The sequence below is a fragment of the Xanthomonas hortorum genome (assembly GCF_011305375.1).
Lineage (GTDB): Bacteria > Pseudomonadota > Gammaproteobacteria > Xanthomonadales > Xanthomonadaceae > Xanthomonas > Xanthomonas hortorum_E.
This window is the reverse complement of the sequence record NZ_VCME01000019.1, coordinates 1-25,772: the sequence shown is the minus strand read 5'-3', so window position 1 is coordinate 25,772 and position 25,772 is coordinate 1. Positions and strand designations below refer to the sequence as shown.

Sequence of the window (25,772 nt, the reverse complement as noted above, 5' to 3'; positions counted from 1 at the left end):
CCATGCAAGCGACTGTTTCGCGATGATTGGCGCGAAGAGCACCTAGTCGTTACTTTAGTGTGCCGCTCATCGCATTGGGCTTGGTCTTGCTGGCATTGTCACATCAAAGTCCGTTGCTCCAGAAGATCCCATTGCCGCGTCGGAGGTCGAGTACGCGATTTCGGGTTCGGTTCCGCTGGAACACGTTGCTGTCGTTGGCCAAGGCGAAGTTGTTGAATCACCAGCGGGCCAGTGGCGCTTTTCTATCATTCACCAGGAGGCAACGATGCATTGGCTTATGACACCCATGGACAGGCATTCCGACGATGGGTTCGGTGCAATGGCCACTGCATTCAAAGCCAGCGCCGAGACTCTTCTTGCTGCGGAGAAAGACTCCATGGCCCAACGTGAGCTACCAACGTGCTTCTTACTCAGGCACGCTGCTGAGTTATTCCTTAAGTCGACATTGGTAGTCAGCCATAGGGCCTTCACGCTTGAAAAGAAGAGCTACCCGACCGTCTTGATTGATGGCAAGGACAAGCCATTGACGAATGTTCACGGGCTGGGGCCACTCTATCGTGCTTTGACCACAATGCTAACGAAGCACCAGATCGCACTCGCAGAGCGCGCTCGCACTTCCTGGCTGCCTATGCCGGTGGAACTGGATGAAGCTATTGCCTTGATCGATGAAATGGATAGAAAGGGAGTTTTTTTCCGCTATCCAACTGAAATTAACGCTAGTAAGTCGACCAACAAGCCTATGACTACAGAGCAGATGGCCGCATGGGATAAGGACAAGCAAGGTTACCTTAAGGCGTTCGTTGTGTTCGACCAAAATGATGAGGTAAAGGAGATTTATAAGTACGATCCGAACCTTCTCACAAACGAGCTGCAGGCGCTTAAGCTAGCATGTGAATGGCTAAATTCTTTCCACGTGGGGCTACGTATGGAACTGGCAGCTGGTTGGTGACAGTGCTCAGTGCTCAGCGAATACCAACTATTTGGAGTGGTCCTGAATCAGGAGGCGTGAATTGAGAAACGCAGATATTTCATTGACGCAAGAAGAGCAAGAGCTCTTCATGTCTATCAAGTTCGATTGGCAGCATCCAGATGAACTTAAGACCTCGCTTGAGTCGATGAGGATGCTTTCGCGAAGTCTTTTTGACAGACATGCAGTTCCGGAGGTCAGGGTCGCCTACTTCACCGATCCTCGATTCAACCCAGGCGGCAGAGGCAAGTCACGTGAGGACGTATTCGTCGGCAATGGCACGTCTGGCGAAGAAATTCTTTCTCACCCAAGCTTCCTAAAGCATCTTGAGTACTTCATCTGCGGCCCAGACCTTCCGCTCGCGGCGATTGAGAAGTTCAAGGGCGAAGCAGTTGGATCCGGCTATCTCACAGGTGGGGACATCATCGACCTGTTGCCCTTTGCAAGGGCTTGTGTTCGCTCAAGCGGCTTGAATCCTCACCACGCTGCTGAAGAATTTTTCAAGCTTGCTGTTGAGTGTGGTGCAACGCCATCCGCCGCTGAATCGGTGCGGAGTTCGGTACGTACCGTCAAATGGCAGTAGCGAAAGGCCTGCTACGAATCTGGAATGACGACTGTGGTCCCACACTTCGGCAATGAAAGGTTGAGTCGAGCCCAGGGGCTAGCATGCGTCTTGCCCTTGGTCAGATAGTGCAGTGGATTTGGAGCCAGCCTCACTCTACCAAGCGTATGCCTAGTAGCAACCCTTCCATATGGCCGGTAGCGGCGCAATCCTGGCCAATATGGGCGTGGCTTGCAGGCTACCAGCTGAAGTTCGGAGTCAGAAAGCGTGCTGAGACCCACCCGCGAGCACGCTGACGGAAGGCTCCAACTCATTGATAGAAATAGTTTTTCCCCGACGATAGCGGGAACTAGCGCTTTATGGCTACCTACTTATCAGAAACTAGCGCTTTATGCCCTTCGTTTGCTAGCGGGACAGGACACCCGAGTTAGGCCAAAGCCTTGAGTCGCGGGACCGGCGCTAGGGCCTATTGGTCTAACCCACAGCGAGTTGTGGGAATACCCCAAAGGCGATAGTTCAGTACTCATAAAGCGCTAGCGCGGGCTGCATATAGCGCTAGTAGTCCTATGTGTGTACTCGGAAAGAAGTAACGGCGCCTATCGGCGGAGACGTCGCCCAAGAACAGACACCTGGCTTGCCTCCGGAAGCCCCCATCAGAGCCCGGAGCACGTGTCAGATGCCTGATATCCACGCCATATGGATGCCCCTCCGGAAGGCCGAACTGCAGGAGGAGAAGCGTGAGTGACGATCGGCGGCGGCTATCATGGCCGTCTCGCGATACATAGCTACCGGCTTGATGGGGAACAGTTGGCAGGTCGGCAGAGGCGCCAACGTATGTTAAAGGAGAGCAGCTTGTTGCCACTAAAGTCTGCGGCGGTCGCAGCCGCCTGCTTGTTCGCGACAGCATGTTGGACTCGGCCACCCGCTTGGGTGGAGGTTACCGCTAAGCCGACCGTGGCAGCGGTGCGGTTCGACGTCCATGCCGATCGGCAACGCACGCCGATCTCGCCGCTTATCTACGGCATAAACGGCGGTGATTTTGCCGATCCGCGGATCAAGCGCCTGACCTTCAATCGCGGGGGCGGCAATCGGATCACCGCCTACAACTGGGAAAACAACGCGTCGAACGCGGGTAGCGACTTTCACAATCAGAACGATGGCTACCTTTCGGAATCCGATGTGCCTGGAGCCGCCTGGACCGGGGAGATCGCGCAGACGCTGGCAACCGGAGCTTCCTATGTGCTGTCAGTCCCCATGGAGGCCCATGTCTCGGCCGACAAGAAGGGCGACGGCGATGTCAATCTGACGCCGGACTTCATCGATTCCCGCTTCGTGCGCTCGCTGCCGCGCAAGAATGCCCCCTTCCCGCTTGTCCCGAACCTGACAGACAAGGTCGTCTATCAAGATGAGTTCGTCCACTTCCTGAAAATACGTTTCCCATCGGCCTTTTCGGGGGTAACTGCCCGCATCGCCTTCATGCTCGACAACAAGCCCGACCTATGGGCGAAGACGCATCGTCGCATGCGCGGCTCGTCGACCGATGCCGATGGCGCGAAGCTCACCTACGCCGAGCTGTTCGAGCGGAGCGAGGACTATGCTGCGGCGATAAAGGACGTCGCGCCCAACGCCTTGGTGTTCGGGCCGGCGAGCTACGGCTGGAGCGGGTACCGCGATCTGGATGGTGCGCCGGACGCGAACGGGCGCGACTTCCTGGACGCCTATCTCTCAGAAATGAGCAATTACGAAACCGTGCACGGCCGCCGGTTACTCGACGTGCTCGATCTCCACTGGTACCCGGAGGCGACCGGCGGGGGCTTACGCATCACCGAGGGGGGCGATGGTCCGGCCGTCGCCGCCGCACGGCTGCAGGCGCCGCGCTCGCTTGATGACCCGACTTATACCGAGACAAGCTGGATCGCTCAATCCGAAACAAAGGGTCCCATCGATCTGATCCCCCGCATCAAGGCCAAGATTGCCGCGAACTATCCCGGCACCAAGCTTTCATTCAGTGAATATAACTACGGCGGACCCGACCACATTTCGGGAGGCGTCGCCCAGGCGGACGTGCTCGGGATCTTCGGCACCCAAGGCGTCTATGCAGCCAATTTATGGCCCTTGAGCCAGACTTACCCATTCATCCTGGGCGGCTTTGAAATGTTTCGCAATTTTGACGGGCGGGGAAGCGCGTTTGGTGACACGTCGGTGAAAACGACGACGACCGACGGCGCTGCGACCGCGATCTATGCGAGCGTTGACGCCGGCAACAATGGCCGCATGGTGCTCGTGATGATCAATCGCTCCGACCGGACGCTGGAGACGGCGACACGACTCCGGGGAGCTCAGCGCTTCAGCCGGGGGCACGCCTATCGACTTGACAGCAAGAACTCGCGCCCGCGAGATGCCGGCACCTTCGCGATCAGCGGGCCTGGTTTCGAGTTGAGCTTGCCTGCTTTCAGCGTGACCACCGTGGAGCTCAAGTGACGACGGAGCGGCATCAATGCCATACGGTCCGCGTAGTGGCCGTTCATCGCAGTAAGATTGCGGCCTATCCATAACGACCGCTGTGGATCTCGTTAACTAGCGCCTTTTGGTCGAACCCACAGGCGAGAAGAGATGCAGCCACCTCCCGTCCGCAGCGCTGCACCGGAGCTGGGTTACGCTCCCTGATCGAATACTGGTGGGAGCGATGATGCGTCTGAAGATCTTGTTGGCAATAGCATTGAGTGGCTGCATGGCAACCTCGGCAGTGGCGCAAGAGATCGCATCTGCGCCGCGCACGATCCAGGTGGATCTGGCTACCGCCAGCGGGCCGGTCGACCGTTTCTACGCTCTGTCGATTGGCTCGGACTTCCCCGGCACCTTGATCCGCAGCGACACCCAGGCACACCTGGTTCCTGCCGTGCGGGAGTTGGGCTTTCGCTACATCCGCTTCCACGACGTCTTCCATGACGTGCTCGGCACGGTGAAAGAAGTCGACGGAAAACTCGTCTACGACTGGACCAAGCTGGATCAGCTTTACGACGCGCTGCTGGCCAAGCGCATTCGTCCGTTCGTGGAATTGGGCTTTACCCCGAGCGCGATGAAAACCTCCGAGCAGACGCTCTTCTACTGGAAGGGCAACACCTCGCATCCGGATCCGGCCAAGTGGACGCAGCTGATCGATGCCTACGTGCGCCACATCCGCGCGCGCTATGGCGCCGACGAAGTGCGGCAGTGGTATTTCGAGGTGTGGAACGAGCCCAACCTCAAGGATTTTTGGGAAAACGCCGACCAGCAGGCCTACTTCGCTCTGTACGCGAACACCGCACGCACGATCAAGGCGATCGACCCGCAACTGCGCGTGGGCGGCCCCTCCACCGCCGGTGCCGCATGGGTACCGGAACTGCTGGCCTATGTGGCGAAAAACAAACTGCCGATCGATTTCGTCAGCACGCACACCTACGGCGTGGACGGCGGGTTTCTCGATGAAGACGGCAAGCAGGACACCAAGCTGTCTGCATCGCCGGATGCCATCGTTGGCGATGTGCGCCGGGTGCGCGCGCAGATCCAGGCATCTCCGTTCCCGGATCTGCCGCTGTATTTCACCGAGTGGAGCAGCAGCTACACGCCACGCGATTTCGTCCACGACAGTTACATCAGCGCGCCCTACATCCTGACCAAGCTCAAACAGGTGCAAGGCCTGGTGCAGGGCATGAGCTACTGGACCTACACCGACCTGTTCGAAGAGCCCGGCCCGCCGCCCACGCCCTTCCACGGTGGCTTCGGGCTGATGAATCGCGAGGGCATCCGCAAGCCGGCCTGGTTTGCCTATAAGTACTTGAACGCACTCAAGGGCCGCGACATTCCGCTGCGCGACGCACACGCATTTGCGTCGGTGGATGGCAAACGCATCGCCGCGTTGGCGTGGGATTGGCAGCAGCCGGTGCAGGCGGTCAGCAATACGCCGTTTTACACCAGGCAAGTACCGAGCACCGACAGCGCGCCAGTGGTGTTCCGGATGACGCAGGTGCCGGCCGGCACGTATCAGCTGCAGGTGCGCAAGACCGGCTACCGGCACAACGACCCGTTGTCGCTATACATCGACATGGGCATGCCCAAGGACCTGGCGCCGCGTCAGCTGACCCAGCTGCAGCAGGCCACGCGCGATACGCCCGAGCAGGACCGCCGCGTGCGCGTCGGCGCCGATGGCGTGGTGGAGATCCGCGTCCCGATGCGCAGCAACGATGTGGTGCTGATGACGTTGGAACCGTCTCCGCGCTGAGGACCGGCAACCACTGCTGCGCTCACCGCCTGGCGATGAGCGCAGCAGTGTTGGTGAGCGTTCTTACTTCAGATAGGTCTTGAGAATGGCGGTGATGTCTTCTACCGCCAGCTCGCGGTCGCCCAGTGCATCCGGTGCCGCCACATGATGCTTGAGGTGCTCGCTGAGCAACTCGACCATCAACCCCTGCGCCGCGCCGCGGAACGCCGCGACCTGCGTCAACAACGCAGTGCAGTCCACGTCCTGCGCCAGGGCTTTTTCCAGCCCCTCCACCTGTCCACGGATCCTGCGCACGCGCGCGAGCAGTTTGGACTTGTCCTGATTCAGATGTGCCATTGCCGTATACCCCCTGGGGGTATCTGAGATACCATAGGGGGGTATCGTAGCCAGAGCCCCTTCCGATGTCGATCACGCACGCCGCGCCGCACTGCGCGCAGTCGCACACCTTTGCCAGCACCAACCCGCTGGCCGAACACAGCACCCGCAAGGCCGTCATCCTGACCGTGGTCATGATGGTGGTGGAAATCGTCGGCGGCTGGACGCTCAACTCCATGGCCTTGCTCGCCGATGGCTGGCATATGAGCTCGCACGCGCTCGCCCTGGGGCTTGCGTTGTTCGCCTACCGCTTCGCGCGGCGCAACGCCAACGATGTGCGTTTCACCTTCGGCACCTGGAAGGTCGAAGTGCTGGGTGGCTACACCAGTGCGATGCTGCTGTTGGGCGTTGCAGGCCTGATGGCATTTCAATCAGTGGAACGGCTGTTTTCGCCCAAACCCATCCAGTATCAGGAAGCCACGGTCATTGCGGTCATCGGCCTGCTGGTGAACCTGATCTGTGCGTGGTGGTTACGCGATTCGCATAGCCATGCGCATGACCACGGCCATCACCATGGGCATGGGCACGGCCATGAGCACGCGCATGATGGTCATGGTCATGGTCACCACAACGGTCACGCCGATCTCAATCTGAGAGCGGCGTATCTTCACGTAGTCGCCGATGCCGCGACCTCGGTCTTGGCGATTGTCGCGCTGGTCGCCGGCATGCATTGGGGCGTGACCTGGCTGGACCCGATCATGGGCATCGTCGGCGCGGTGCTGGTCACCGTGTGGGCCTGGGGACTGCTGCGCAGTACCGGCCGCGTGCTGCTGGATGCGGAGATGGATGCCCCGGTGGTGGAAGAAGTGAAGCAGGTCATCGCCGAGCTGCCGCATGCGATCGACATCGGCGACCTGCACGTCTGGCGCGTCGGCAGCGATCGTTATGCCTGCGTGGTCAGTCTGATCACTGCGGCAGATATCGATGCAGACCTGGTACGCAACGCATTGCAGATTCACGAAGAATTGGTGCATATCACCGTCGAGCTGCAGCGCCCGCCAGCGACGCTCGCTGCGGCCTAGCGGTTAGCATCGCGCCTCTTCGGCGCGATGCCTGGCATGCGGTTCTCAGCGTGGAAGCCGGTGATGCATCAGGACAGAACCGCCTGCTTGATATGGCGCAGGCTGAGCATCAATCGTCTTGCTCCAAGCACCACCCCGGTCAGCGAGAACGCCAGCCCGAGCAGCAGCGGCCCGACTTGCACGATGCGCCGGATCACAGGATGCGATTGCAGCAGCGGAAAATTGGTCGTATGGATGGCCAGATACACCCACGCATAGGTGCGGCGACTTGCATCCAGCGCCAACAGCGGCACTCCGCTGGCAGGGTCGAAGTACAGCGCGGTGCGCGCGGGCGATGCCACAGTCAGCCGCACCGCATCGGCGGCAATTCCGTCGCCCTGGCGGTACAGCGCCTCGGCACTGTCTGGCGCCGCCGTGCTGTGATCGAGCGTCCAGGCACGCGCTGCCGCATGCCGGATCAATTCAGGCGATAGCCGGGTGCCGGTGATGCGACCGGGCATCCCTTCGCTCACCAAGGTGCCGGCAGGGCCACGTCCCACCGCAACAGGACGGCCGTCGACCGCAGTGAAGTCGATCTGGGTGGCGCCCGATAGACACCGCAGTGCACCTGCATCCACGCCTGCCAGCGCCGCACGTAATGGCGCACCGGAATAGCGCGCGACCTGGCCTGGATCCGGAATGCCTCTGGAAAACAGCCTGCCATGATCCATCGACAGCCAGCCGCTAAAGATCCAGCCCAGCACGAACACCGCGCCGATCAGGCCCAACCCGTGATGCCAGCGAAGCCAGCCGCGAAAACCCGACCACGCCGGCTTGGGGCTGCGCGCGCGTTGCCAGGTGCGATACACGCCCAGCACCGTGCCGGCACTCGCACTGCACAGCGCCGCCAGCGCCAGCCACCACACAGTCTGGTCCCAGACAGCGAAACTGCGCCGCAGCTGAGTGAAATACAGCCAATGCGGAATCGACCCGACCCAGTTCCACGCACGTTCTGTGGAAGACGTGCGCTGCACCACTTCACCGGTCCGCGCCGACACATACAGCACCGTCCCCAGGTCGTCCTGCAGCGCAGCGCGATAAAACGGCCGCCATGGATCGAACTTCTGATGCACGCTCCATTGATCGTATTCCAGCGGGCCATCCAGTCGCTGCACGGTGGCATGACCGAACCCAGCGGCAATCGCGCTGGCCGCCTCTGCACTCAGTAATCGTCGCGCTTGTCCATCAATGCCATCGACTGCCGTTGTCGCAGTCGCAGTGCTGACGACATAGCTGGGACGCCCGCTGATGGACACCAGCCGCAAGCCTTGCGCATCGCGCACGCTGCGCAAGGCTTGCGCCGGCGCAACCGTCAACCTGGATAGATCGATGCGCTCGGCAGCGCTCCAGCGTTGTTGAGGACTCAACGAGGGAAACGGCACAAATGCGAGCACCAGACCGCTGGCGAACCACACCGCAAACATCAGGCAAAACGCCACACCGGTCCAGCGATGCAACCAGACGAGCCAGAACATCTTCGGCCTGCGCCGCGTTGCCCGATCAGAAGCGTGCATGCAGGCTCAGCTCCAGCGTCCTGGGCAACCCCAGGATGACCTGGCCCGGGTAAAACACATCGGCCCATTGCACGTAATCTTTGTTGAACAGATTATCCGCGTGCAGCGACAACGAGACCGCAGAATTCAGGTCGTAGGTCGCGTACGCATTGGTCAAGGTGTACGACTCCAGCCGCAGCGTGTTGGCGAGATTTCCATAGCGCGTTCCGACATGCCGCACCGAAACGCCCAGCTCCAACGGCAAGCCGGCCACGTTCCTTACGCTGGTCCAGGCATTGAACAGCGACTTGGGCACGTTGGTCGGACGATTGCCGGAGGCGTCCAGACCGGTGTTGCTGTCGATGAACTGTGCGTACTCGGCGTCGACGTAAGCGACATTGGCGCTCGCGCTCCACTGCGATGCCAGCTGTGCATCGACGCTGAGTTCGAACCCGCGCGAGGTCTGCTGCCCGATATTGCTGAGCGCATCCTGCGCGGTCAGCGCCAGGATGTTGTTGCGCTTGATGTCGTAAACCGCCAGCGTGCCGCTGAGTCGTTGATCGAGCGTGGCGGCCTTCAGGCCCAGCTCCACTTGCCGGGATTTGCTCAACGCAAAATCCTGCCCCGCATTGACGATGAAGATATTGGAGCCGGCCGGGTCGGTCGCCGTGGTGTACGACGCATACGGCGTAATGCTCGGAGTCAGCGCATAGACCAGACCGATGCGTCCATTAGCGGGGCGATAGGTTCTGGAGAAACTCGACGCTGCCTGAAACTCCCCATCCGGGCCGAAGTTCTTGCGATCCAGATCGAGGTATTCGTAGCGCCCACCGAGCACCAGCTTGGCCTTGTCGGTGACGTCCAACGCGTCTTCGAAAAACAGCGCCGCGTTTGTCCAGGTGGTCGGGCTGCGCCGACGCACGCGCTCGCCGAACGCGCCGCTTGGGTCTCGCGTCGCCAACGCGACGCTGTCGCCATCGGGAAAACCGCGGTTTCTGACGAAATCCAGGCGGCTGTAGTCGACGCCGACGACAAGGCGATTCTTCAAGCCTGCGATGCTGTGATCGATGGTGGCGCTGGTCTGATTTCCCCATAGCGTTTGATCGTGATACACGAAGAACCGGTCACGATCGATCGCGCCAGTCTGCGCGTTGTAGGTGTAACTCTCCGAGTTCAGCCAGCGACGATCGGCATGAAAGTAATACGCCATGTTCTGCAAGGTGACGGCATCGGAAACCTTCCACTTCACATAGGCCTGCGGCCACACCTGACGTGAGTCGATGCTTGCATCGGCCACGTTGTAGTTATTGCGGCGAGTGGCGCCATCGACGACATCGCCGTTGGGCACGCGCAGGATGCCGTTGAGGGGATCGCGCGCAACAGTCGCCGGCACCAGCGGTGTGCCGAAATAGGTCGACGGCTGGTCCTTTGCATAATCCAGCGAAAACTGCGCACTGATGTCTTCGCGCGGATGCCACAGCAAAGACACGGTGGCGTTGAGCGCGCTGGAGTCGGCGCCATGCACATAGCCATCGGACGACACCCGGCTGATATCGGCGCGATAAGCCCAGTCGTCGTTGAGCCCTCCCCCGGCGCCGAGACCCCAGACCTGGCCGCCATAGCTCGATGCCCCGGCCAACAGCTCGTACGTGCCGGCACCGAAGGTGGGCGCCTTGTTGGTCACGTTCACCGCACCGCCCACCGCGCCCTGGCCGTAAATCACCGAAGCCGGCCCTTTCAGCACTTCGACAGATTGCAGATTGAAGGTGTTCTGCGGCCGGTTGGTCATGTTCGACGGCCCCAGATACAGGCCGTTGTGCAGGATGGTGATCTGGCCGTCGGTGAAGCCGCGCATCGAGAAGGTCGCCGGGTTTCCCGGCGAGCCGCCGGTATTGACGCCCGGCAGGCTCTCGGCCGCCTTCTCCACGCTGCGTAGCCCACGCGCGTCGATCGCAGCGGCATTGATCGCATCCAGCGTGCCGGGCGTCTCGCGCGCCGACAGATTGAGCCGGCTGCCGGTCGGGGTGAATTGTTCCAGCGAGCGCAGGCGCCCGCTCACCACCACCTGGTCCAACGTGGTCGCTTCGGTGGCTTGCACCGTCCCGGCCTGCTGCGCGCGTGCGGTTCCCATGCAGCCAAGTGCTGCGGTGATCGACAAGGACAGCAGCGTTGCTGGCATGCACGTCATGTGCGTTCTCCAGGAGGACCGAAGGCGTCGCGCACGGGGGGGATTACTCACCAATCACTCTCCAGAGGTGTATGAGCCAGGCAACGGCTGAGCTCGCATGACAGGGACCAGGCGCCATGTTGCGCAGCAGCAGGCGATGGGGGACAGTGGCGTAAACGCCATCTATCGTTCATTTCATGCCAACTTCGAAAAAACGCGTGCGTCGCGATGCGTTGCCGCCCTTGGTGGTGGTGGTCGCCTACGACCAACTTGGCCTGTTCGAATTCGGGATCACCACTGAGATCTTTGGATTGCCACGCCCGGAAGTGGGCCCGGGCTGGTATCGGTTCGCCATTGCCGCGGCCGAACCCGGCCCCCTGCGTGCGCTGGGCGGACTACGCATCGAGGTGGATGGCGGTCTCGATCTGCTCGATACCGCCCACACCATCATCATTCCCAGTTGGAGAGATACCAGTTCATCGGCACCGGCCGCGCTGATCAAGGCGCTGCAGCGTGCGCATAAACGCAGCGCACGCATCGTCTCGATCTGTGCCGGCGCCTTTGTGCTTGCCCAGGCGGGTCTGTTGCAGGGGCGCAGAGCCACCACGCATTGGCGCAATGCCGAGATGCTGGCCAGCGGCTACCCGCAGATCACCGTGGAGCCTGGCGTGCTGTACGTGGACGAGGGCGACATCCTCACCTCCGCCGGCAGTGCCGCAGGCATCGATCTCTGCCTGCATATCGTGCGGGCCGACTTTGGCCCGGCGATCGCCAATCAGGTTGCCAAGCGCCTGGTGATGCCGGTCCACCGTGATGGCGGCCAAGCCCAGTTCATCGACCGGCCGGTGCCGCCGGTCCATGAAAGTACCCGGCTTGGACCGTTGCTGGAGCGCATCAATCAGGACCTTACCGCCAACCACTGCGTGGAGTCACTGGCCGCCGCTGCGGGCATGAGCCGCAGGACATTCCTAAGGCGCTTTCAGGCCACCACCGGCATGTCGCCGGGCAAATGGGTGGTCAACGAGCGGCTCAACCGTGCACGCGAGATGCTGGAAACCTCCGGCGCCGACATCGAAGAGATTGCAACGCGCTGCGGCTTCGGCTCGGCCGAAACGCTCAGGCACCACTTCCGGCGCACGCTGGCGCTATCGCCAACGCAGTATCGGCGTGTATTCGGCGGGCACCGCGATACTGTCGACGGGATTTGAGCATGCTGGACTTGGAGTCGCTAATAAAACTCTCGAACGCTATATCACTGGCGACAAAGTGTTAACCGCACTCGCCTTCGTTGAATACTGGAGCAATGTCGGCCACGCACACCGACCATCTCCACTGGCCCTTGCAGCCAAGCTGCAGATCAGCCAGCTGCGCACACTTGGCAGTTTGTTAGCCACTCTGAGGCGAACCACGCGTGATGAGCGGCGCCGAGCAAGACAGCTCGGCCCCTGCCCGATGACCTCAGACTTTTGCCGGCGCCGGGCTGACGTATTTTTCGCGACGGATCTGCGCGTTCGGCAGGCCGGCTGCCTTCAAGGCTTCGATGCAGCTGTCCACCATGTCCGGATTGCCGCACAGGTAGGCAATATCCCCTTGCGCATCGGGCGCGAACTCCGCCAGCTGCTGCTGCACGTAGCCATGCCGCACATCGGCATGCGGCTGGTCGGGCAGCTCGCGCGAGAAACACGGCACGTAGCGGAACTGCGGGTGCGCATCGGCAAACGCACGGAAGTCATCGCCGTATAGCAATTCGGAAGGCGTGCGCGCGCCCTGCAGCAGCAGCACCTGCACGCCACGGCTGGCGATCGCCTCGGCCAGCAACGGCAGCATCGAGCGGTACGGGGTGACCCCGGTCCCGGTGGCGATCAGCACATAGCGCCGGTTGTGATCGTTTGGCGGCAGGCAGAAGCGGCCGTACGGCCCGCTGGCCTGCAACTGGTCGCCGATCTGCAGGCCTTCGAACAGCGCAGTGGCCGAGCCGCCGGGCACGAAGCTCACCGCGATATCCACCGCCTCGCCCGGCCCGAACGCGTGGTCGTGGATGGTCGCCAGCGAATAGCTGCGCTTGGTCGGCGTGCCATCGGCGCCGCTGAAATGGATCTGGATGAACTGCCCGGGCTGGAAATCCAGCGGCTGCCCGTCGTCACGCAGGAACTGGCAGTGGGCCACGGTGGGCGCAATCATGCGCCGGTCGACAAGCTTGAGGGGGAATTGAACGGGCACGAACGTATTTAGGACAGTCTGTGATCGGGGCTTGCCCCCGCGGGCTTCTATAATAACGGCCTGCAACTCGCTGCGCCGTCACGCTGACGCGAAGGAACATCTTGAATTCCCCATCTCCGATCACCGCACCCGCGCTGCGTGTGTGCGATCTGCGCAAGATCTACGACAACGGCACCCAGGCGCTCAAAGGCGTCTCGCTGGACGTGGCGCCAGGCGATTTCTTCGCCCTGCTCGGCCCCAATGGCGCCGGCAAATCCACCCTGATCGGCATCATCAGCTCGCTGGTGAATCTGTCCGCCGGCCAGGTGGAAGTGTTCGGCACCGATCTGGTCCAGCACCGCAGCGATGCGATGCGGCTGATCGGCCTGGTCCCGCAGGAGGTCAACTTCAACCTGTTCGAAAAACCCTTCGACATCCTGGTCAACTACGCCGGTTTCTACGGCATGCCGCGTGCCGAGGCAGAGCGTCTGGCCGAAGCGGAGCTGCGCCGCTCGCACCTGTGGGAAAAGGCCCAGGTGATGAGCCGCACGCTGTCCGGCGGCATGAAGCGCCGGCTGATGATCGCCCGCGCCATGATGACCCAGCCGCGCCTGCTGATCCTGGACGAGCCCACCGCCGGCGTGGACATCGAGATCCGCCGCGACATGTGGCGCGTGCTCAAGGAGATCAACGCGGCCGGCACCACCATCATCCTGACCACGCATTACCTGGAAGAAGCCGAGCACCTGTGCCGCAACCTGGCCATCATCAATCACGGCCAGATCGTCACCCAGGGCCCGATGCGCGAATTGCTGGCCAAGCTCGACGTGGAAGGCTTTTTGTTCGATATCGACGGTGACTTGCCGGCCGAATTGCCGGTGATCGAAGGCACCACGCTCACCGCCATCGACGGCCACACGCTGGACCTGGACATGCCACGCGCGATGGACCTCAACCGCGTGTTCGCCGCGCTTGGCAGTGCCGGCATCCGGGTGCGCTCGATGCGCACCAAGAGCAATCGGCTGGAAGAGCTGTTCGTGCGCTTGACCGGTGATGCGCCTGCGCCAGACGCCGCCGCACCCGCGACGCCCATTCCCAACGGCACACCGCCTGCGCAGCCGCGCAGCGGAGGCCAGCCATGAACGAGATCCGCACCGTGACCGAACCCACCAACGCACGCCGCAACTGGATTGCGCTGGGCACCATCGTGCGCCGCGAAGTGCAGCGCATCCTGCGCATCTGGGGCCAGACCCTGGTGCCGCCGGCCATCACCATGACGCTGTACTTCTTGATCTTCGGTGGGCTGATCGGCTCGCGCGTGGGCGACATGGGCGGCTATACGTACATGCAGTTCATCGTGCCGGGCCTGGTGATGATGAGCGTGATCCAGAACAGCTACGGCAACATCTCCTCCAGCTTCTTCGGCGCCAAGTTCGGCCGCCATGTGGAAGAGCTGCTGGTCAGCCCGATGCCCAACTGGGTGATCCTGTGGGGCTACGTCTCCGGCGCGGTGCTGCGCGGGGTCATGGTCGGCGCGCTGGTGCTGATCATCGCGATGTTCTTCACCCCCGTACGCATCCCGCATCCGCTGGTGACGCTGAGCACGGTGGTGCTGGGCGCGATCATCTTTTCGCTGGCCGGCTTCGTCAACGCGGTGTACGCCAAGAAGTTCGACGACGTGGCGATCGTGCCCACCTTCATCCTGACCCCGCTGACCTATCTGGGCGGCGTGTTCTACTCGGTGAAGCTGCTGCCGCCGTGGGCCGAAGCGGCCACCCACGCCAACCCGATCTTCTACATGGTCAACGCGTTCCGCTACGGCCTGCTCGGCAGCTCGGATGTGCCGATCTGGGTCGCCTACGCGCTGATGCTGGGCTTTGTCGCGGTGCTCAGCGCGCTGGCGCTGTGGTTGCTGCGCCGTGGTGTGGGCTTGCGGAGCTGATGACGATGGCGATGCATATCCTCATCCTCGGTGCCGGTGGCACCGGCGGCTATTTCGGCGGGCGTCTTGCGCAGGCCGGGGTCGATGTCACCTTCCTGGTGCGCGATGCGCGTGCGGCGCAGTTGCAGGCCGATGGCCTGCGCATCCGCAGCCCGCTGGGCGATGCGGATCTGCCGGTGGCGCATGTCACCGCGCAGGACCTGCCGGCGCTGGTGGCGCAGCGGCCGTTCGATCTGGTGATCCTCAGCTGCAAGGCCTACGACTTGGACAGCGCGATCGAGGCGATTGCGCCGGCTGTCGGCAAGCACACCACGGTGCTGCCGATCCTCAACGGTCTGCGCCACTACGCGGCGCTGGACGAGCGCTTCGGTGCCGCGCGGGTGTTGGGCGGGCTGTGCTTCATCAGTGCGACCAAGGGCGAGCACGGCGAGATTCTGCACCTGGGCAAGCCGGCGGCGATGACCTTCGGTGAGCGCAGTGGCAGTGCCAGCTCAGCGCGGGTGCAGGCGTTTGCTGCGGTATGCGCGCAGGCAGGCATCACCCATGTGGCCAGCGAGCAGATCGCGCAGGAGCAGTGGATCAAGTACAGCTTCCTCACCGCACTGGCGGCGGCCACCTGCCTGATGCGTGCGCCGGTCGGTGCGATCGTGGCCACCGACGACGGCCGCGCGTTGATCAACGGCTTGTACAACGAATGCCTGTGGGCCGCCGATGCGGCCGGGCAGCCGATTCCGGAAGCTGCGCGCGCCAAGGCGCTGCAGACCTTGTTGCAGGTGGATTCGCCGCTGAAGGCCTCGATGCTGCGCGATCTGGAAGCCGGCCAGGACGTGGAAGCGGCGCAGATCGTTGGCGACATGCTGAAGCGGGTGCGCGAGACCGGGCGTAATGCGCCGCTACTGATGGCGGCGAATGTGCATCTGCAGGCGTATCAGGTGTTGCGGCATAGCTGAGGTGATTGGGTGTGCTGGGCGGTAGGTGTACGTGTGAACCGTACCCCCATCCGCCCTGCGGGCACCTTCCCCCGATGGGGGAAGGGTTGATGTCGATATGTCGAGGTGGCACTGCGCATCGCTGCATGTCATGCGATGCCGCGCGCCGCGCGCGATAGAAATCGGCATTGCCACTGCCTTCGCGCTGCAACGACGCGTTGCACACGATGCTCTGCATCCCCTCGCCCGTCGTGCTCGCCATGAAACTGCTCAGCCACCTGTTCCGTGCCGGTCACTTCGTGATCCTGGCGTTTTTCGTGCTGTGCGCGGCGGGTCTGGTGGCGATGGCCGGGCTGGAGCTGTGGCACGGGTTTACCCCCGGCGGCGACATGGTGGTGCGCGATCGCTTCAACGTGGTGCTGGAGGCGATCGGCCTGCTCACCGTGGCGCTGGTCACGCTGGAACTGGGCCAGACCATCTTCGAAGAAGAGATCCTGCGCGATGTCAAAGTCAGCGGCCCCACGCGGGTGCGGCGTTATCTGTCGCGCTTTTTCGTGGTGATCGTGATTGCACTGGCGATCGAAACGCTGGTGTCGATCTTCGAGCTGATGCACGACGACCCGGCCAAGCTGCCGTACGCCGCAGCGGTGGGCCTGTGCGCGGCGCTGCTGCTGATCGCCTGGGGCGTATTCGTCAAACTCAACCGCAGCGCCGAAGAGCTGGAGCCCGAGGCGATGGAAGAAACCAAGCGCGAGGACCGCGAAGTCGAGGAGTAAGCAAGTCGCGCGCGGCCACATGGCGTTGCGCTATACCGGTCGACAGGGCCGTCGTTTTTTAGTGGGCTAACAAAACGTAGCGAGTGGTCGTCAGATGGATGCGGACGGCGCGGAGGAACCGGAGTGTACGGGTGGTACATGCCGATTCCGAGCACCGGCCTCGCCCGCCTGGTTGTCGCGCAGTAGTTTTGATAGCCGCTCTTACTCAGGGTCGTGCAATGGCAGCCGCTGACCCTGGAGCACGTAGACGCATCGCCTCGGCGGATTCTTCCGCGCTGCGCTCTGGGTCCGTATCGACCAACGCGATCGCAGGCCGGCGCTCACGGCGCGACAGCAGGGTGATCCAGCCGGCCTCGATCGTGGTGATGCTGCCCGCCGGGTCGCCGCGACCGACCTGATGCCCACTGCTGCGCGGTTGGTCGGCCGCGATGTCCTGCCCGACCTCGGCGACCACACCACGCACCTTGATCCGGTCGCCCGTGCGTACGCGCGTGCCCATCCGCATCGTGTACTCGCTCTCACCGGGTACACCGATTCCGGTGTCATAGCCCTGATCGAGCACGAACACGGCGTCGGAGGTCGCGTCCACGCCATCGCCCTCGTCCTGCACAAACCAGCCCACTACCTTGCCGCGATTGCCATCGCCCAGGGTTTCGGCAAGCTCCTGGCCCATCTCGTCGCTATCGCCCGCCAGGCTGCGGGTCACGATGCCTTCAATGGCCACTTTTCGCCCAAGCAGCGGACTGATGTCAGCGCTGCCCTGGATGCGACCGATCAGCACGCGATCCGGATCCATCGGCGCAACAGCCTGGTCACCCTGGGCCGGCAGCGGCGCGCGGCACGCGCCGAGCAGCGAGGTCATCATCAGCACCGCCATCCAGCGCGGTGCGCGGATCCTTCGCATCGCATGACTTCCTGTGAGTAAAGAGACCGAGTCTACCGCGCGCACCACTGCCGCCTACCGCAAGCGGTTCAGGCCTGCGGCGCAGGCAACGGCGTCACCGTGGTCGGCTTGCCATCGTCGCCGAGCGCGATCATCACGAAGTGACCGCGCGTGCACAGCTCGCGCGCGCCACTGAGCAGATCCTCGGCGATCAGCTCCACTTCCACCTTGATCGAGCTGCGCCCCACCGACACCACGCGCGCGATGGTTTCCACCATCTGGCCCTGCCGGATCGGCAATTTGAAATCCACCTGATCCGAACGCGCGGTCACCACCGCACGCCGCGCATAGCGCGAGGCTGCCAGAAACGCGGCCTTGTCCATCCACGCCAATGCCTGGCCGCCGAACAACGTGCCCATGTGGTTGGTGTGGTTGGGGAATACGATCTCGACCATGCGCACTTCGGTCGGGGGAGGCGTCTGCGGGCTGTCTGACATGCGGGTTTCCAAAGAGGGGGATGTGCGGCCACTGCGTGCCAAAGCGATTGCAGCAGCCGGGCGCGCGCCGCAGATGCCTTCAAGCCGCAGCGGCGTCCGCCGGAACGCAGCGCCGCTGCTGTAGTGCTGTCCGTCGTGCCGACGCCGGCGCGCGCTTGGGGCAATGCTGCCGGCTCAACTGTATTGGCCGATGGCTGGCATCCTGCTTGGCTCATGCCCGCGCACTGCGTTGCGCGCGATATGTTTTTATCGGGAAGACGGTCGCGGCCGGGGCCGCTCCTACGAGAGAGCTGAGTTCACGTCATCGTTCGCTTGTCGATACGGCGGCGTGTACCGAGATCTTCGATGACGCGCATCGAAGATGCGACTCAGAGGCTACTCTTGACCGCCGTTTCCACCTGCGCGGGTGACTGGAAGCCGGCCAGCCGTGCCACCTCGGCGCCATCTTTGAACAACGCCAGGGTCGGCGTCTGCCGCAAGCCCAGATCGCGGAAGAAGTCTTCGCCAACCACTTCCAGTTTCACCTTGAGAAGTGCGACGCCGGCGGCGTCCTCGCTCGCGGCGAACTTGGTCAGCGACATGTCGAGCATCTTGCAGCCCGGGCAATTGTCCTTGTAGTAGTCGACAAGCAAGCGCGGATGCGCGGCCAGGGCGGCAACGTAGTCGTCAGGCGTGGAGGCGTGGAAAGTTTGCATGGGGGGATGTCTCTGTACAGGCAAGAATATGGTCGGTCCAGCGCTGGATCTTAGTGGCGTCGCGTTCGCCGTGGGGCATCTGTTCGATCTCCAGCCGCGGGTAGCGCGTACCGAAGAACGCGGCGATGCGCCGCGCCGCGCCGCAGTAGTTCTCCTCGCCCCACTGCGTCTCGCCGGTGCCGAACACCGCCAAGCGTTCCGGCTTGCCGACCGCGCCGACGAGCTCTTCGATGAAACGCTTCATCTCCGGCGGCGTGCGTCCGGCATTGATGCTCCAGCTGCCGAGGATGTAGAGATCATGCACGGCGCCGGCGGGGCAGGCCTGCGCCAGCGTCTGGATGTCGGCATCGATCCAGGTCACCGAATGGCCGAGCTCCTCACACCGCGCGCAGATCGCACGCGCGACATCGCGCGTGTTGCCGCTTAGAGAGGTGTGGGCGAGGAGGATGCGCAAGTAGAAAGTTCCGGGCTAATCCTAGTAAAGAGTATTACTGGTCATTCTTTCCCACAATTCGTCTCGGTGAAGCTCTTGGTTTCTAAGAAAAACCCTCCCGAAGGTTTCATCAACAATGCGACGTCCATTCTGGATGACATGCACATGGATGCCCTTCTCTTGCGGTCGATTGGCTGTCCAAAGAACCGCAGGCGTTGATGGCCACAATTCGAAATCGGAGCCAGCATAATCGTCAAGATTCAATTCACGATCTGGATGCACATAGGTGTCGCTATTGTTGAATTGGTCATGCAGTGGCTTCAAAGGAGTAGAAACAATTTTCCCGTCGCTCCAGACGCTGTCGTTACCACAGTTTCCGCAAAAATGTTTCGCGTGCGCGGTGTGGGCAAACGAGCCGAGATCAAGATGAGGGTAGCCGCACTTTTTGCACGTCACACAGCTCATCTCTCGCTCTTGTTCTAAGGATTTGACGAACTCAAATGCGGCAGGAGGAGTAATCTGGATTTGCGTGATTTCATTACTTGCAAAAAGTCCGAGGCTTTGATTGTACGAACAGACGATCGCATCAAAATCGCGGTCTAATACCTTCATTGCGCTGCCAGCCAGCCGTTTATGCACGTGAATCTTAGGGGCACGGGGTTCAACAGTTTTGCTAGATAGTGCTGGAGGGAGGGAGCACCAAACGCCAATCTCTTCAAATTCGTTAAAATCAATAACAAGAGGGTCTACAACGTAACTCATCTCCACAAGATGATTGCTGCATGTTACCTCTCCAGAAGCTGGCACCGCAGCTAGGTCCGCTTTTGTTCCCCAGTGCATCTGGTGCGTCTTGCAGTACCATCGCTCTGCACCGTTCCTAAATTTTCCACACGGAACGATGTGGCAGGGAAGGATGGCATTATCTCCAGCCCTGCTGGAGAAGCTACCAAAAACGCCCTCCGAATTTACGGCAATATTTCCGATGGTTCTCCCCGGCGCCCAGCATATAGCCGAGGCCGCGGAATGCTTTTCTGCAAAGCTTTCTTTTTGGCCTTCATCGCAGTACTTGCGGATGAACTCCTTCTTTGCCATTCCTGTACCAGGATCTGACCACTCACACTCCCAAACCTCCACTTTCCCGGTGTCTGGGTTTAGTCTTCTTGAATAAAACATCCGATGTTCTTCGTTGGTGTGGGGTGGAAAGTGGTCGCGTCACTAAGAAAATCGAATGGGCGAACAGTGATCTCTGAATGGGCTTACAAATCGTCGAAGCCGTTATCCGAGTTGGTCTTCTTGTAGCTGGCATTCCGCATCTCGAAGAAGTCGGTCTTGGTCTCGGTGAAGTTGTCGGCGTAGGCCTTGATCCACGGCATCACGTTGTCGTTGGCGCCTTCGTACAGCTTCTCGATGCCGAGCATGCCGGCCATCTTGTTGGCGCGGTACTTCACGTAGCGGATCATCTCGTCCACGTCGATGCCGTCGATGCCGTCCAGCACTTCGGCCGTCCACACCGTTTCCAGGTCGATCGCGTGCTCGAAGGCCTTGTGCACGTAATCGGTGAGCTGGTCGCCCTGCAGCGCCTGGTTCTCGCCGATGATGGCGCGGATCAACTCGCTGATGAATTTGGAATGCGCCAGCTCATCGCGGTTGATGAAGCTGATGATCTTGCCGGTGCCGGTCATGCGGTTCTGGCGGACCAGATTGTAGAAATACGCAAAGCCGGAATAGAAGTTGATGCCTTCCAGGATCGAGGACTGGATCAACGCGCGGATCAGCGTTTCGGCGGTCTTGTCGCGCAGGAAGTCGTCGTAGGCGCCCATGATCGGCGCGTTGCGCTTGATGATGGTCGGGTGCGTGCGGGCAAGCTCGAACACGCGGTTCTGGTCGGCCAGGCCGGTGATCGAGGCCAGCACGTAGCTGTAGCTCTCGTTATGGATCACTTCCTGCTGGCCGATGATCGCGGCATTGGCATGCGCGGCCGGGTCGGTGATGTATTCGGCGACGTTGTAGATGAAGCGCGTCTGCGGCGAATCCAGCGTGGCCAGCAAGCCGATGATCGAATCGTAGGCGTTCTTCTCGCGCGCCGACAGCTCGTTGTACTGGCGCGCGTCGCCCTTCATGTCCACCTCGTCGGGGATCCAGAAGTTGGTCGACAGCTCCTTGTACGCCCGATAGAAGGACGGGTACGGGATGTCGTTCCAGTTGAGGATGCCGGAGGTCTGGCCATTGATGATGGCGGTGGAGCGGTTGGGGTGACGCGGCTCCAGGATCTTGATGCGCTCAAGCGGTGTTGCGGACATGGGTCTCTACTCGTGTTCCGGGCGCCGTCCACGTGTGCAGCTGGGCGGCGACAACAAATCGTGCTGGAGGAAAGCCCCCTGAGTGAGGGGGCGCGCCAAAGGCGCGGGGTGTGGAAGCTGATGAAGCAGGGTCCACGGTTCGCAACGCGAACCGTGGAAGCGAAGCGCGAATGCGCTTAGCTACTGCACCACTCACATTCACTGATGTCGATGTCGTTGGAGCGCACGTAGTACGTGGTCTTCAAGCCTTCGCGCCAGGCGGTCATGTGCAGGTCCAGCAACGTGCTCGCGCGGATGGTGCTGGGCACGTAGAAGTTGAAGCTGATCGACTGGTCGATGTGTCGCTGGCGACGTGCGTTCTGGCGCACGCTGGCGAACTGGTCGACCTTGTAGGCACCCTTTTCGTAGTACGGCCAGGTTTCCAGCGACAGGCCGGGCGCGGCGACCGGACGACGGAAGTCCTTCTTCTCTTCGTAATAGAACGCGCTGTAGATCGGGTCGATCGAGGCGGTGGAGCCGGCGATCTGCGCGGTGCTCATGTTCGGCGCAACCGCCAGCATCCAGGCATTGCGCACGCCGTTGACGGCCACCTGTGCAGACAACTCCAGCCACTGCGGGCTGTTGTAGTCGCGCGCACGGAAGTACTCGCCGGTGTGCCAGTCGCTGCCGCGGAACACGCTGTAGGTGCCCTTTTCCTTGGCCAGCTCCATGCTCGCCTGGACGGTCAGATAGTTGATGCGCTCGTACAGCTCGTCGCTGTAATCCTCGGCTTCCTTGGCATTCCAATGGATGGACTTCTGCGCGAGCAGATGGTGCCAGCCGAAGGTGCCCAGACCGATCGCGCGGTACTTCTGGTTGGTGATGGTGGCCTGCGGCACCGGCAACTGATTCAGATCGATCACGTTGTCGAGCATGCGCACCTGGATCGGGATCAAGCGCTCCAGTACGTCGGCGCCCAGCAGATCGGCCTGGTCGTCCTGCGCGATGATCGCGCGGCCCAGGTTGATCGAGGACAGGTTGCACACGACGAAGTCGCCCGCCTTCTTGGTGGTGACGATCTGATTGCCGCTGATGATCTCCTGCATCATCCGCGTCGGGCTCATGTTCTGCAGGATCTCGGTGCACAGGTTGGACGAATAGACCATGCCCTCGTGCTTGTTCGGATTCTTGCGATTGACTTCATCGCGATAGAACATGAACGGGTTGCCGGTTTCCAGCTGGCTGACCATGATGCGCTTGAAGATTTCGATCGCCTTGACGGTCTTGCGCGTGATGCGCTCGTCGGCGACGACTTCTTCGTACTTGCGACGGAAGCTGCTGTTGGCGTCGCCCTTCTTCTCGTCGTAGAAGTCCTGCAGGTACCAGCCCTTGATCCGCTTGACTTCGTGCGGATCGAACAGGTACCAGTCGCCGCGACGCTCGACCGCTTCCATGAACAGGTCTGGGATGCACACCGAGGTGAACACGTCGTGCGCGCGCAGGCGCTGGTCGCCGTTGTTCAGGCGCAGATCCAGGAACGACTCGATGTCGCGGTGGAAGATGTCCAGATAGACCGCGATGGCGCCCTTGCGCTGGCCCAGCTGATCCACCGACACCGCAGTGTTGTTGAGCTGCTTGATCCACGGCACCACGCCGCCGGAGGAATTGGACACGCCGCGGATCGCCGAGCCGGACGAACGCACATAGCCCAGGTACGCGCCCACGCCGCCGCCGTGCTTGGACACGCGCGCCACGTCGGTATTGGAGTCGTAGATGCCCTGCAGGCTGTCGTCGACGGTGTCGATGAAGCAGCTCGACAGCTGGCCGCCGACCTTGCCGGCATTGGCCAACGTAGGCGTTGCCACGGTCATGTACAGGTTGGACAGCGCCCAGTAGGCCTCACCCACCAGCTGCATGCGGCGCTCGCGGCTGCCCTTGCCGTTACCGATCTCGTCCTGCATCAGGTACAGCGCAATCGTCAGCCAACGCTCCTGCGGCAGCTCGAACACGCCGCGCGAGTTGTCGGTGGCCAGGTAACGGGTGGCCAGCAGGTACAGGCCGTTGTAGGCGAACAGCTTGTCGCGCTCGGGCTCGATCATCTTGCCGGCTTCGATCAGTTCGTCCTTGGAGTAGCGGCGCAGGATGTCGTTGGAATAGACATTGCGGTCGGCCAGGCTCTCCTGCAGGCCGACGAACGAGCCGTACTTCTGGCTGGCGTCGTAGAACCGGTTGCGGCTGGCGCGCTTGTACAGGCGGCGCAGGTACAGACGCGCAGCGAAATGCTCCCACTCCGGGGTGGTCAGATCGACGCGGGCCTCGGCCTCGCGGATCAGGTGGTCGACCAGGTCGTCGGCGTTGACGCTGTCCTTGCGGTCGACAAAGCCGAACACCGAACGCTTGTAGTCGGCCACGTCCAGCTGCGGGAATTCGGCATGGATCTGGTCGATGGCGCGCTCCAGGCGCTCCGGCTCGAACGGAATCTTGCGGTTACCGGCCTCCTTGGTGATCCAGGTGGAGACGGTTTGTTCTTCGATGGTCTGTGCGTGCATTGCAATGGCTTGGCGGGGGGGCGGCACAACATCCGACGGGTCGGTCAATTCAGGCGCTCCGCAACCGGGTGCACCAACACTGGCCGGAACGCTGGGGGTGGTGGCTAAGGTACCGGCGGCGATCGCGGCAAGGGTGTCGTTGGTGGTCATGCGTCCTCCAAATGTGGGGCACATTTCCCATCTTTATTGATGGGAGCCAAGCATGGCGTTTGCTGGAGGAAGCGTCGGCAGGCAAAAAATTTTGCCTGCATGCGCTGAACCGGTCTAGCTACCGCCCAGTTTGGCACCACGCGTTGTGCATACGCGCAGCCAGTCGACATCACGGCAGATTGCAGTAACGCATATCACTCGGAGGCGACTTCAACTCCACTCCAGAGCCAAAAAACTTCGCTCGCGGCAGCGTCGCAAAATCGGACCAACGCCGACCAAGCCACAAGATAGTGTGGTGTTGACCAGGGGTCAATAACTACATGTAGAAATTGGTGGCATGCACTGATGTTGCTGGGTTCTGTTTTTTTGTCACAACAAGGATTCGGTTTAATGCTCAAATTTGATGCGCAGTCAACCAATTTTCACTTGATGCAAACCCTTTTTTATGAACAGGGGGGGCATTGCGCCCCCCTCTCTCCGGCCTACCGTAGAAACGGACTCAGCAGCGAACTAGGAACCGCCATGCCTCGTGGCCGTAATCATGTGCGTCGAGCATTCGCTCGGAATTACGAACTCGGCGATAGCGGCAATACACCCACCTAAAGCCTTTCGGCGCGGGCTTTTTTTCCATGTCATCTCCTTGCGGAGCCTAGTTTTTTCTGCCGAACGTTCCGGTGTTGTTTTATAATTTCCGGCTTGCGTTGTACGGTCGACAGACCCAGTGGAGGCTCGCTTCCCACTGAATTTTTAGGGCTGCATCCTTGCAGCCCTTTTTTTTGTGGTGCGCTTTGCAAATCTCGCGACAGAAAGAGACAGTAAACCCAAGATAGTGGGGTCCCCTGAAGGGGTCAACACCAAATGTGGGAAAAAGCCGCAAACCCTTGTGGCACAAAGCACTGTCTGACGAACGGTCGGCGGGAGGCTGCGAACCCGTCCAAGTGGACTGCGCAGTCAAGGCCTAAACCGGCATTTCTATCGACCAGTTGGGTCCGGTTGGGTTGGCTGCGACACGCATCGATGCTGAAGCCGGTCACAGTTGGCCGCAACTGCCTCAGGCGACACCGCACGCTTGGCGCGCCTGGTTGACGGCGGCATATCCGCAACACGCGCCAATGCCCTTCATCAGCGCGGAGCCCTACAACCAGGCATCGCCCGGGCAATTGACCGACGCGGAGCGATGTCACCCCCCCCCCCGGCAACGCGAGGAGCTCGCCATTGCCGAATCTAGGTCGAGGGCGCGGTGCCCTCACCGCTCGCGGGACACGCCGTGAACCCGTCCCTGGGGGCTCGGTGGCGGCATCCATGCCGCCACACGGTCCCGCAAGCGGCGAGGACACCGCACCAGACAGTTTGCTGACTGTTTTATTGAAAGCTATGCACACCGATCAACTCGACTGGTCCTTGCCCGCCCACCGTCGCGGGACCTTACGCGGCATGGATGCCGCGTAAGAGCCTTATCTGTTCGGAATCTGGCAGTTTAGGTGTCGAGAGCCGGCGTGGGCCACCGTGAGAGCCTGGATCTCAGCGATCGCCGTGTAGCTTGGTACCCACGCC

Annotated in this window: 21 protein-coding genes and 1 other RNA gene; 10 read left to right on the top strand and 12 right to left on the bottom strand. The window is 61.6% G+C overall.

Annotated features, from left to right (window positions below; genetic code table 11):
* Window positions 1-265 precede the first annotated feature (265 nt).
* The 4 genes from FFY45_RS16755 (at window position 266) to FFY45_RS16740 (ending at window position 5,790) form a co-directional block, all read left to right on the top strand.
* Entirely contained in the window at window positions 266-949 is a 684-nt protein-coding gene (locus FFY45_RS16755; RefSeq protein ID WP_176341278.1) for a hypothetical protein, read from the top strand.
* Between the two features lie 109 nt (window positions 950-1,058).
* Window positions 1,059-1,550 (top strand): hypothetical protein, encoded by a 492-nt coding sequence (locus tag FFY45_RS16750; protein WP_176341277.1) that lies wholly within the window; start codon window positions 1,059-1,061, stop codon window positions 1,548-1,550.
* Between the two features lie 942 nt (window positions 1,551-2,492).
* The gene (locus FFY45_RS16745; RefSeq protein ID WP_176341276.1) at window positions 2,493-4,010 is read left to right on the top strand and encodes a glycoside hydrolase family 44 protein; all 1,518 of its coding nucleotides are present in this window, start codon (window positions 2,493-2,495) and stop codon (window positions 4,008-4,010) included.
* Window positions 4,011-4,218: 208 nt separating this feature from the next.
* Window positions 4,219-5,790 carry a GH39 family glycosyl hydrolase gene (locus FFY45_RS16740; RefSeq protein ID WP_176341275.1) on the top strand — a complete coding sequence of 524 codons (1,572 nt, stop codon included), beginning with the start codon at window positions 4,219-4,221 and terminating at the stop codon, window positions 5,788-5,790.
* Window positions 5,791-5,853: 63 nt separating this feature from the next.
* On the opposite strand, the gene FFY45_RS16735 is transcribed toward FFY45_RS16740, so the two are convergent.
* A complete protein-coding gene (locus FFY45_RS16735) occupies window positions 5,854-6,126 on the bottom strand; it encodes a metal/formaldehyde-sensitive transcriptional repressor (protein WP_104551897.1) in 273 nt (90 codons plus the stop codon).
* 65 nt (window positions 6,127-6,191) lie between these two features.
* On the opposite strand from FFY45_RS16735, the gene dmeF reads away from it, so the two are divergent.
* Window positions 6,192-7,187 (top strand): CDF family Co(II)/Ni(II) efflux transporter DmeF, encoded by a 996-nt coding sequence (gene dmeF / locus FFY45_RS16730; RefSeq protein ID WP_176341274.1) that lies wholly within the window; start codon window positions 6,192-6,194, stop codon window positions 7,185-7,187.
* 68 nt (window positions 7,188-7,255) lie between these two features.
* On the opposite strand, the gene FFY45_RS16725 is transcribed toward dmeF, so the two are convergent.
* Together FFY45_RS16725 and FFY45_RS16720 are read right to left on the bottom strand one after the other, a co-directional pair.
* Complete coding sequence (locus FFY45_RS16725; protein ID WP_176341273.1) at window positions 7,256-8,701, bottom strand: PepSY domain-containing protein; 1,446 nt, start codon at window positions 8,699-8,701, stop codon at window positions 7,256-7,258.
* 25 nt (window positions 8,702-8,726) lie between these two features.
* Window positions 8,727-10,907, bottom strand: coding sequence for a TonB-dependent receptor (locus FFY45_RS16720; RefSeq protein WP_176341272.1), 2,181 nt, complete (start codon window positions 10,905-10,907; stop codon window positions 8,727-8,729).
* 176 nt (window positions 10,908-11,083) lie between these two features.
* Between FFY45_RS16720 and ftrA the strand changes: the two genes are divergently transcribed.
* Complete coding sequence (ftrA, locus tag FFY45_RS16715; RefSeq protein WP_176341271.1) at window positions 11,084-12,094, top strand: transcriptional regulator FtrA; 1,011 nt, start codon at window positions 11,084-11,086, stop codon at window positions 12,092-12,094.
* 250 nt (window positions 12,095-12,344) lie between these two features.
* Here ftrA and FFY45_RS16710 read toward each other — a convergent pair whose 3' ends face one another.
* Window positions 12,345-13,172: a ferredoxin--NADP reductase gene (locus FFY45_RS16710; protein WP_176341270.1), complete on the bottom strand. Its 828-nt coding sequence runs from the start codon at window positions 13,170-13,172 to the stop codon at window positions 12,345-12,347.
* 35 nt (window positions 13,173-13,207) lie between these two features.
* Here FFY45_RS16710 and FFY45_RS16705 point away from each other — a divergent pair, with 35 nt between their 5' ends.
* The 4 genes from FFY45_RS16705 (at window position 13,208) to FFY45_RS16690 (ending at window position 16,732) form a co-directional block, all read left to right on the top strand.
* Window positions 13,208-14,227 (top strand): ABC transporter ATP-binding protein, encoded by a 1,020-nt coding sequence (locus FFY45_RS16705; RefSeq protein ID WP_217902624.1) that lies wholly within the window; start codon window positions 13,208-13,210, stop codon window positions 14,225-14,227.
* A complete protein-coding gene (locus FFY45_RS16700) occupies window positions 14,224-15,027 on the top strand; it encodes an ABC transporter permease (protein WP_168959992.1) in 804 nt (267 codons plus the stop codon). The genes FFY45_RS16705 and FFY45_RS16700 overlap by 4 nt, the downstream gene beginning before the upstream one ends.
* Before the next feature lie 5 nt (window positions 15,028-15,032).
* Window positions 15,033-15,977 (top strand): 2-dehydropantoate 2-reductase, encoded by a 945-nt coding sequence (gene panE / locus FFY45_RS16695; RefSeq protein WP_176341269.1) that lies wholly within the window; start codon window positions 15,033-15,035, stop codon window positions 15,975-15,977.
* Between the two features lie 239 nt (window positions 15,978-16,216).
* The gene (locus FFY45_RS16690) at window positions 16,217-16,732 is read left to right on the top strand and encodes a hypothetical protein (protein ID WP_043889539.1); all 516 of its coding nucleotides are present in this window, start codon (window positions 16,217-16,219) and stop codon (window positions 16,730-16,732) included.
* A 64-nt stretch (window positions 16,733-16,796) separates the two neighbouring features.
* Here FFY45_RS16690 and FFY45_RS16685 read toward each other — a convergent pair.
* From FFY45_RS16685 to FFY45_RS16650, 8 genes are all read right to left on the bottom strand, one after another.
* A non-coding RNA gene (locus FFY45_RS16685) (sX9 sRNA) lies at window positions 16,797-16,872 on the bottom strand.
* Window positions 16,873-16,937: 65 nt separating this feature from the next.
* Complete coding sequence (locus FFY45_RS16680) at window positions 16,938-17,597, bottom strand: single stranded DNA-binding domain-containing protein (protein ID WP_255172010.1); 660 nt, start codon at window positions 17,595-17,597, stop codon at window positions 16,938-16,940.
* Window positions 17,598-17,704: 107 nt separating this feature from the next.
* The gene (locus FFY45_RS16675; protein WP_176341267.1) at window positions 17,705-18,112 is read right to left on the bottom strand and encodes an acyl-CoA thioesterase; all 408 of its coding nucleotides are present in this window, start codon (window positions 18,110-18,112) and stop codon (window positions 17,705-17,707) included.
* Window positions 18,113-18,480: 368 nt separating this feature from the next.
* Window positions 18,481-18,807: a thioredoxin family protein gene (locus FFY45_RS16670; RefSeq protein WP_176341266.1), complete on the bottom strand. Its 327-nt coding sequence runs from the start codon at window positions 18,805-18,807 to the stop codon at window positions 18,481-18,483.
* A complete protein-coding gene (locus FFY45_RS16665) occupies window positions 18,779-19,261 on the bottom strand; it encodes a flavodoxin (protein ID WP_176341265.1) in 483 nt (160 codons plus the stop codon). Before FFY45_RS16665 ends, FFY45_RS16670 begins: the two co-directional genes overlap by 29 nt.
* 21 nt (window positions 19,262-19,282) lie before the next feature.
* Window positions 19,283-20,332 carry a hypothetical protein gene (locus FFY45_RS16660; RefSeq protein WP_217902623.1) on the bottom strand — a complete coding sequence of 350 codons (1,050 nt, stop codon included), beginning with the start codon at window positions 20,330-20,332 and terminating at the stop codon, window positions 19,283-19,285.
* Between the two features lie 164 nt (window positions 20,333-20,496).
* Window positions 20,497-21,540 (bottom strand): ribonucleotide-diphosphate reductase subunit beta, encoded by a 1,044-nt coding sequence (locus tag FFY45_RS16655; protein ID WP_006448529.1) that lies wholly within the window; start codon window positions 21,538-21,540, stop codon window positions 20,497-20,499.
* 176 nt (window positions 21,541-21,716) lie between these two features.
* Complete coding sequence (locus tag FFY45_RS16650) at window positions 21,717-24,218, bottom strand: ribonucleoside-diphosphate reductase subunit alpha (RefSeq protein WP_043889540.1); 2,502 nt, start codon at window positions 24,216-24,218, stop codon at window positions 21,717-21,719.
* Window positions 24,219-25,772 lie beyond the last annotated feature (1,554 nt).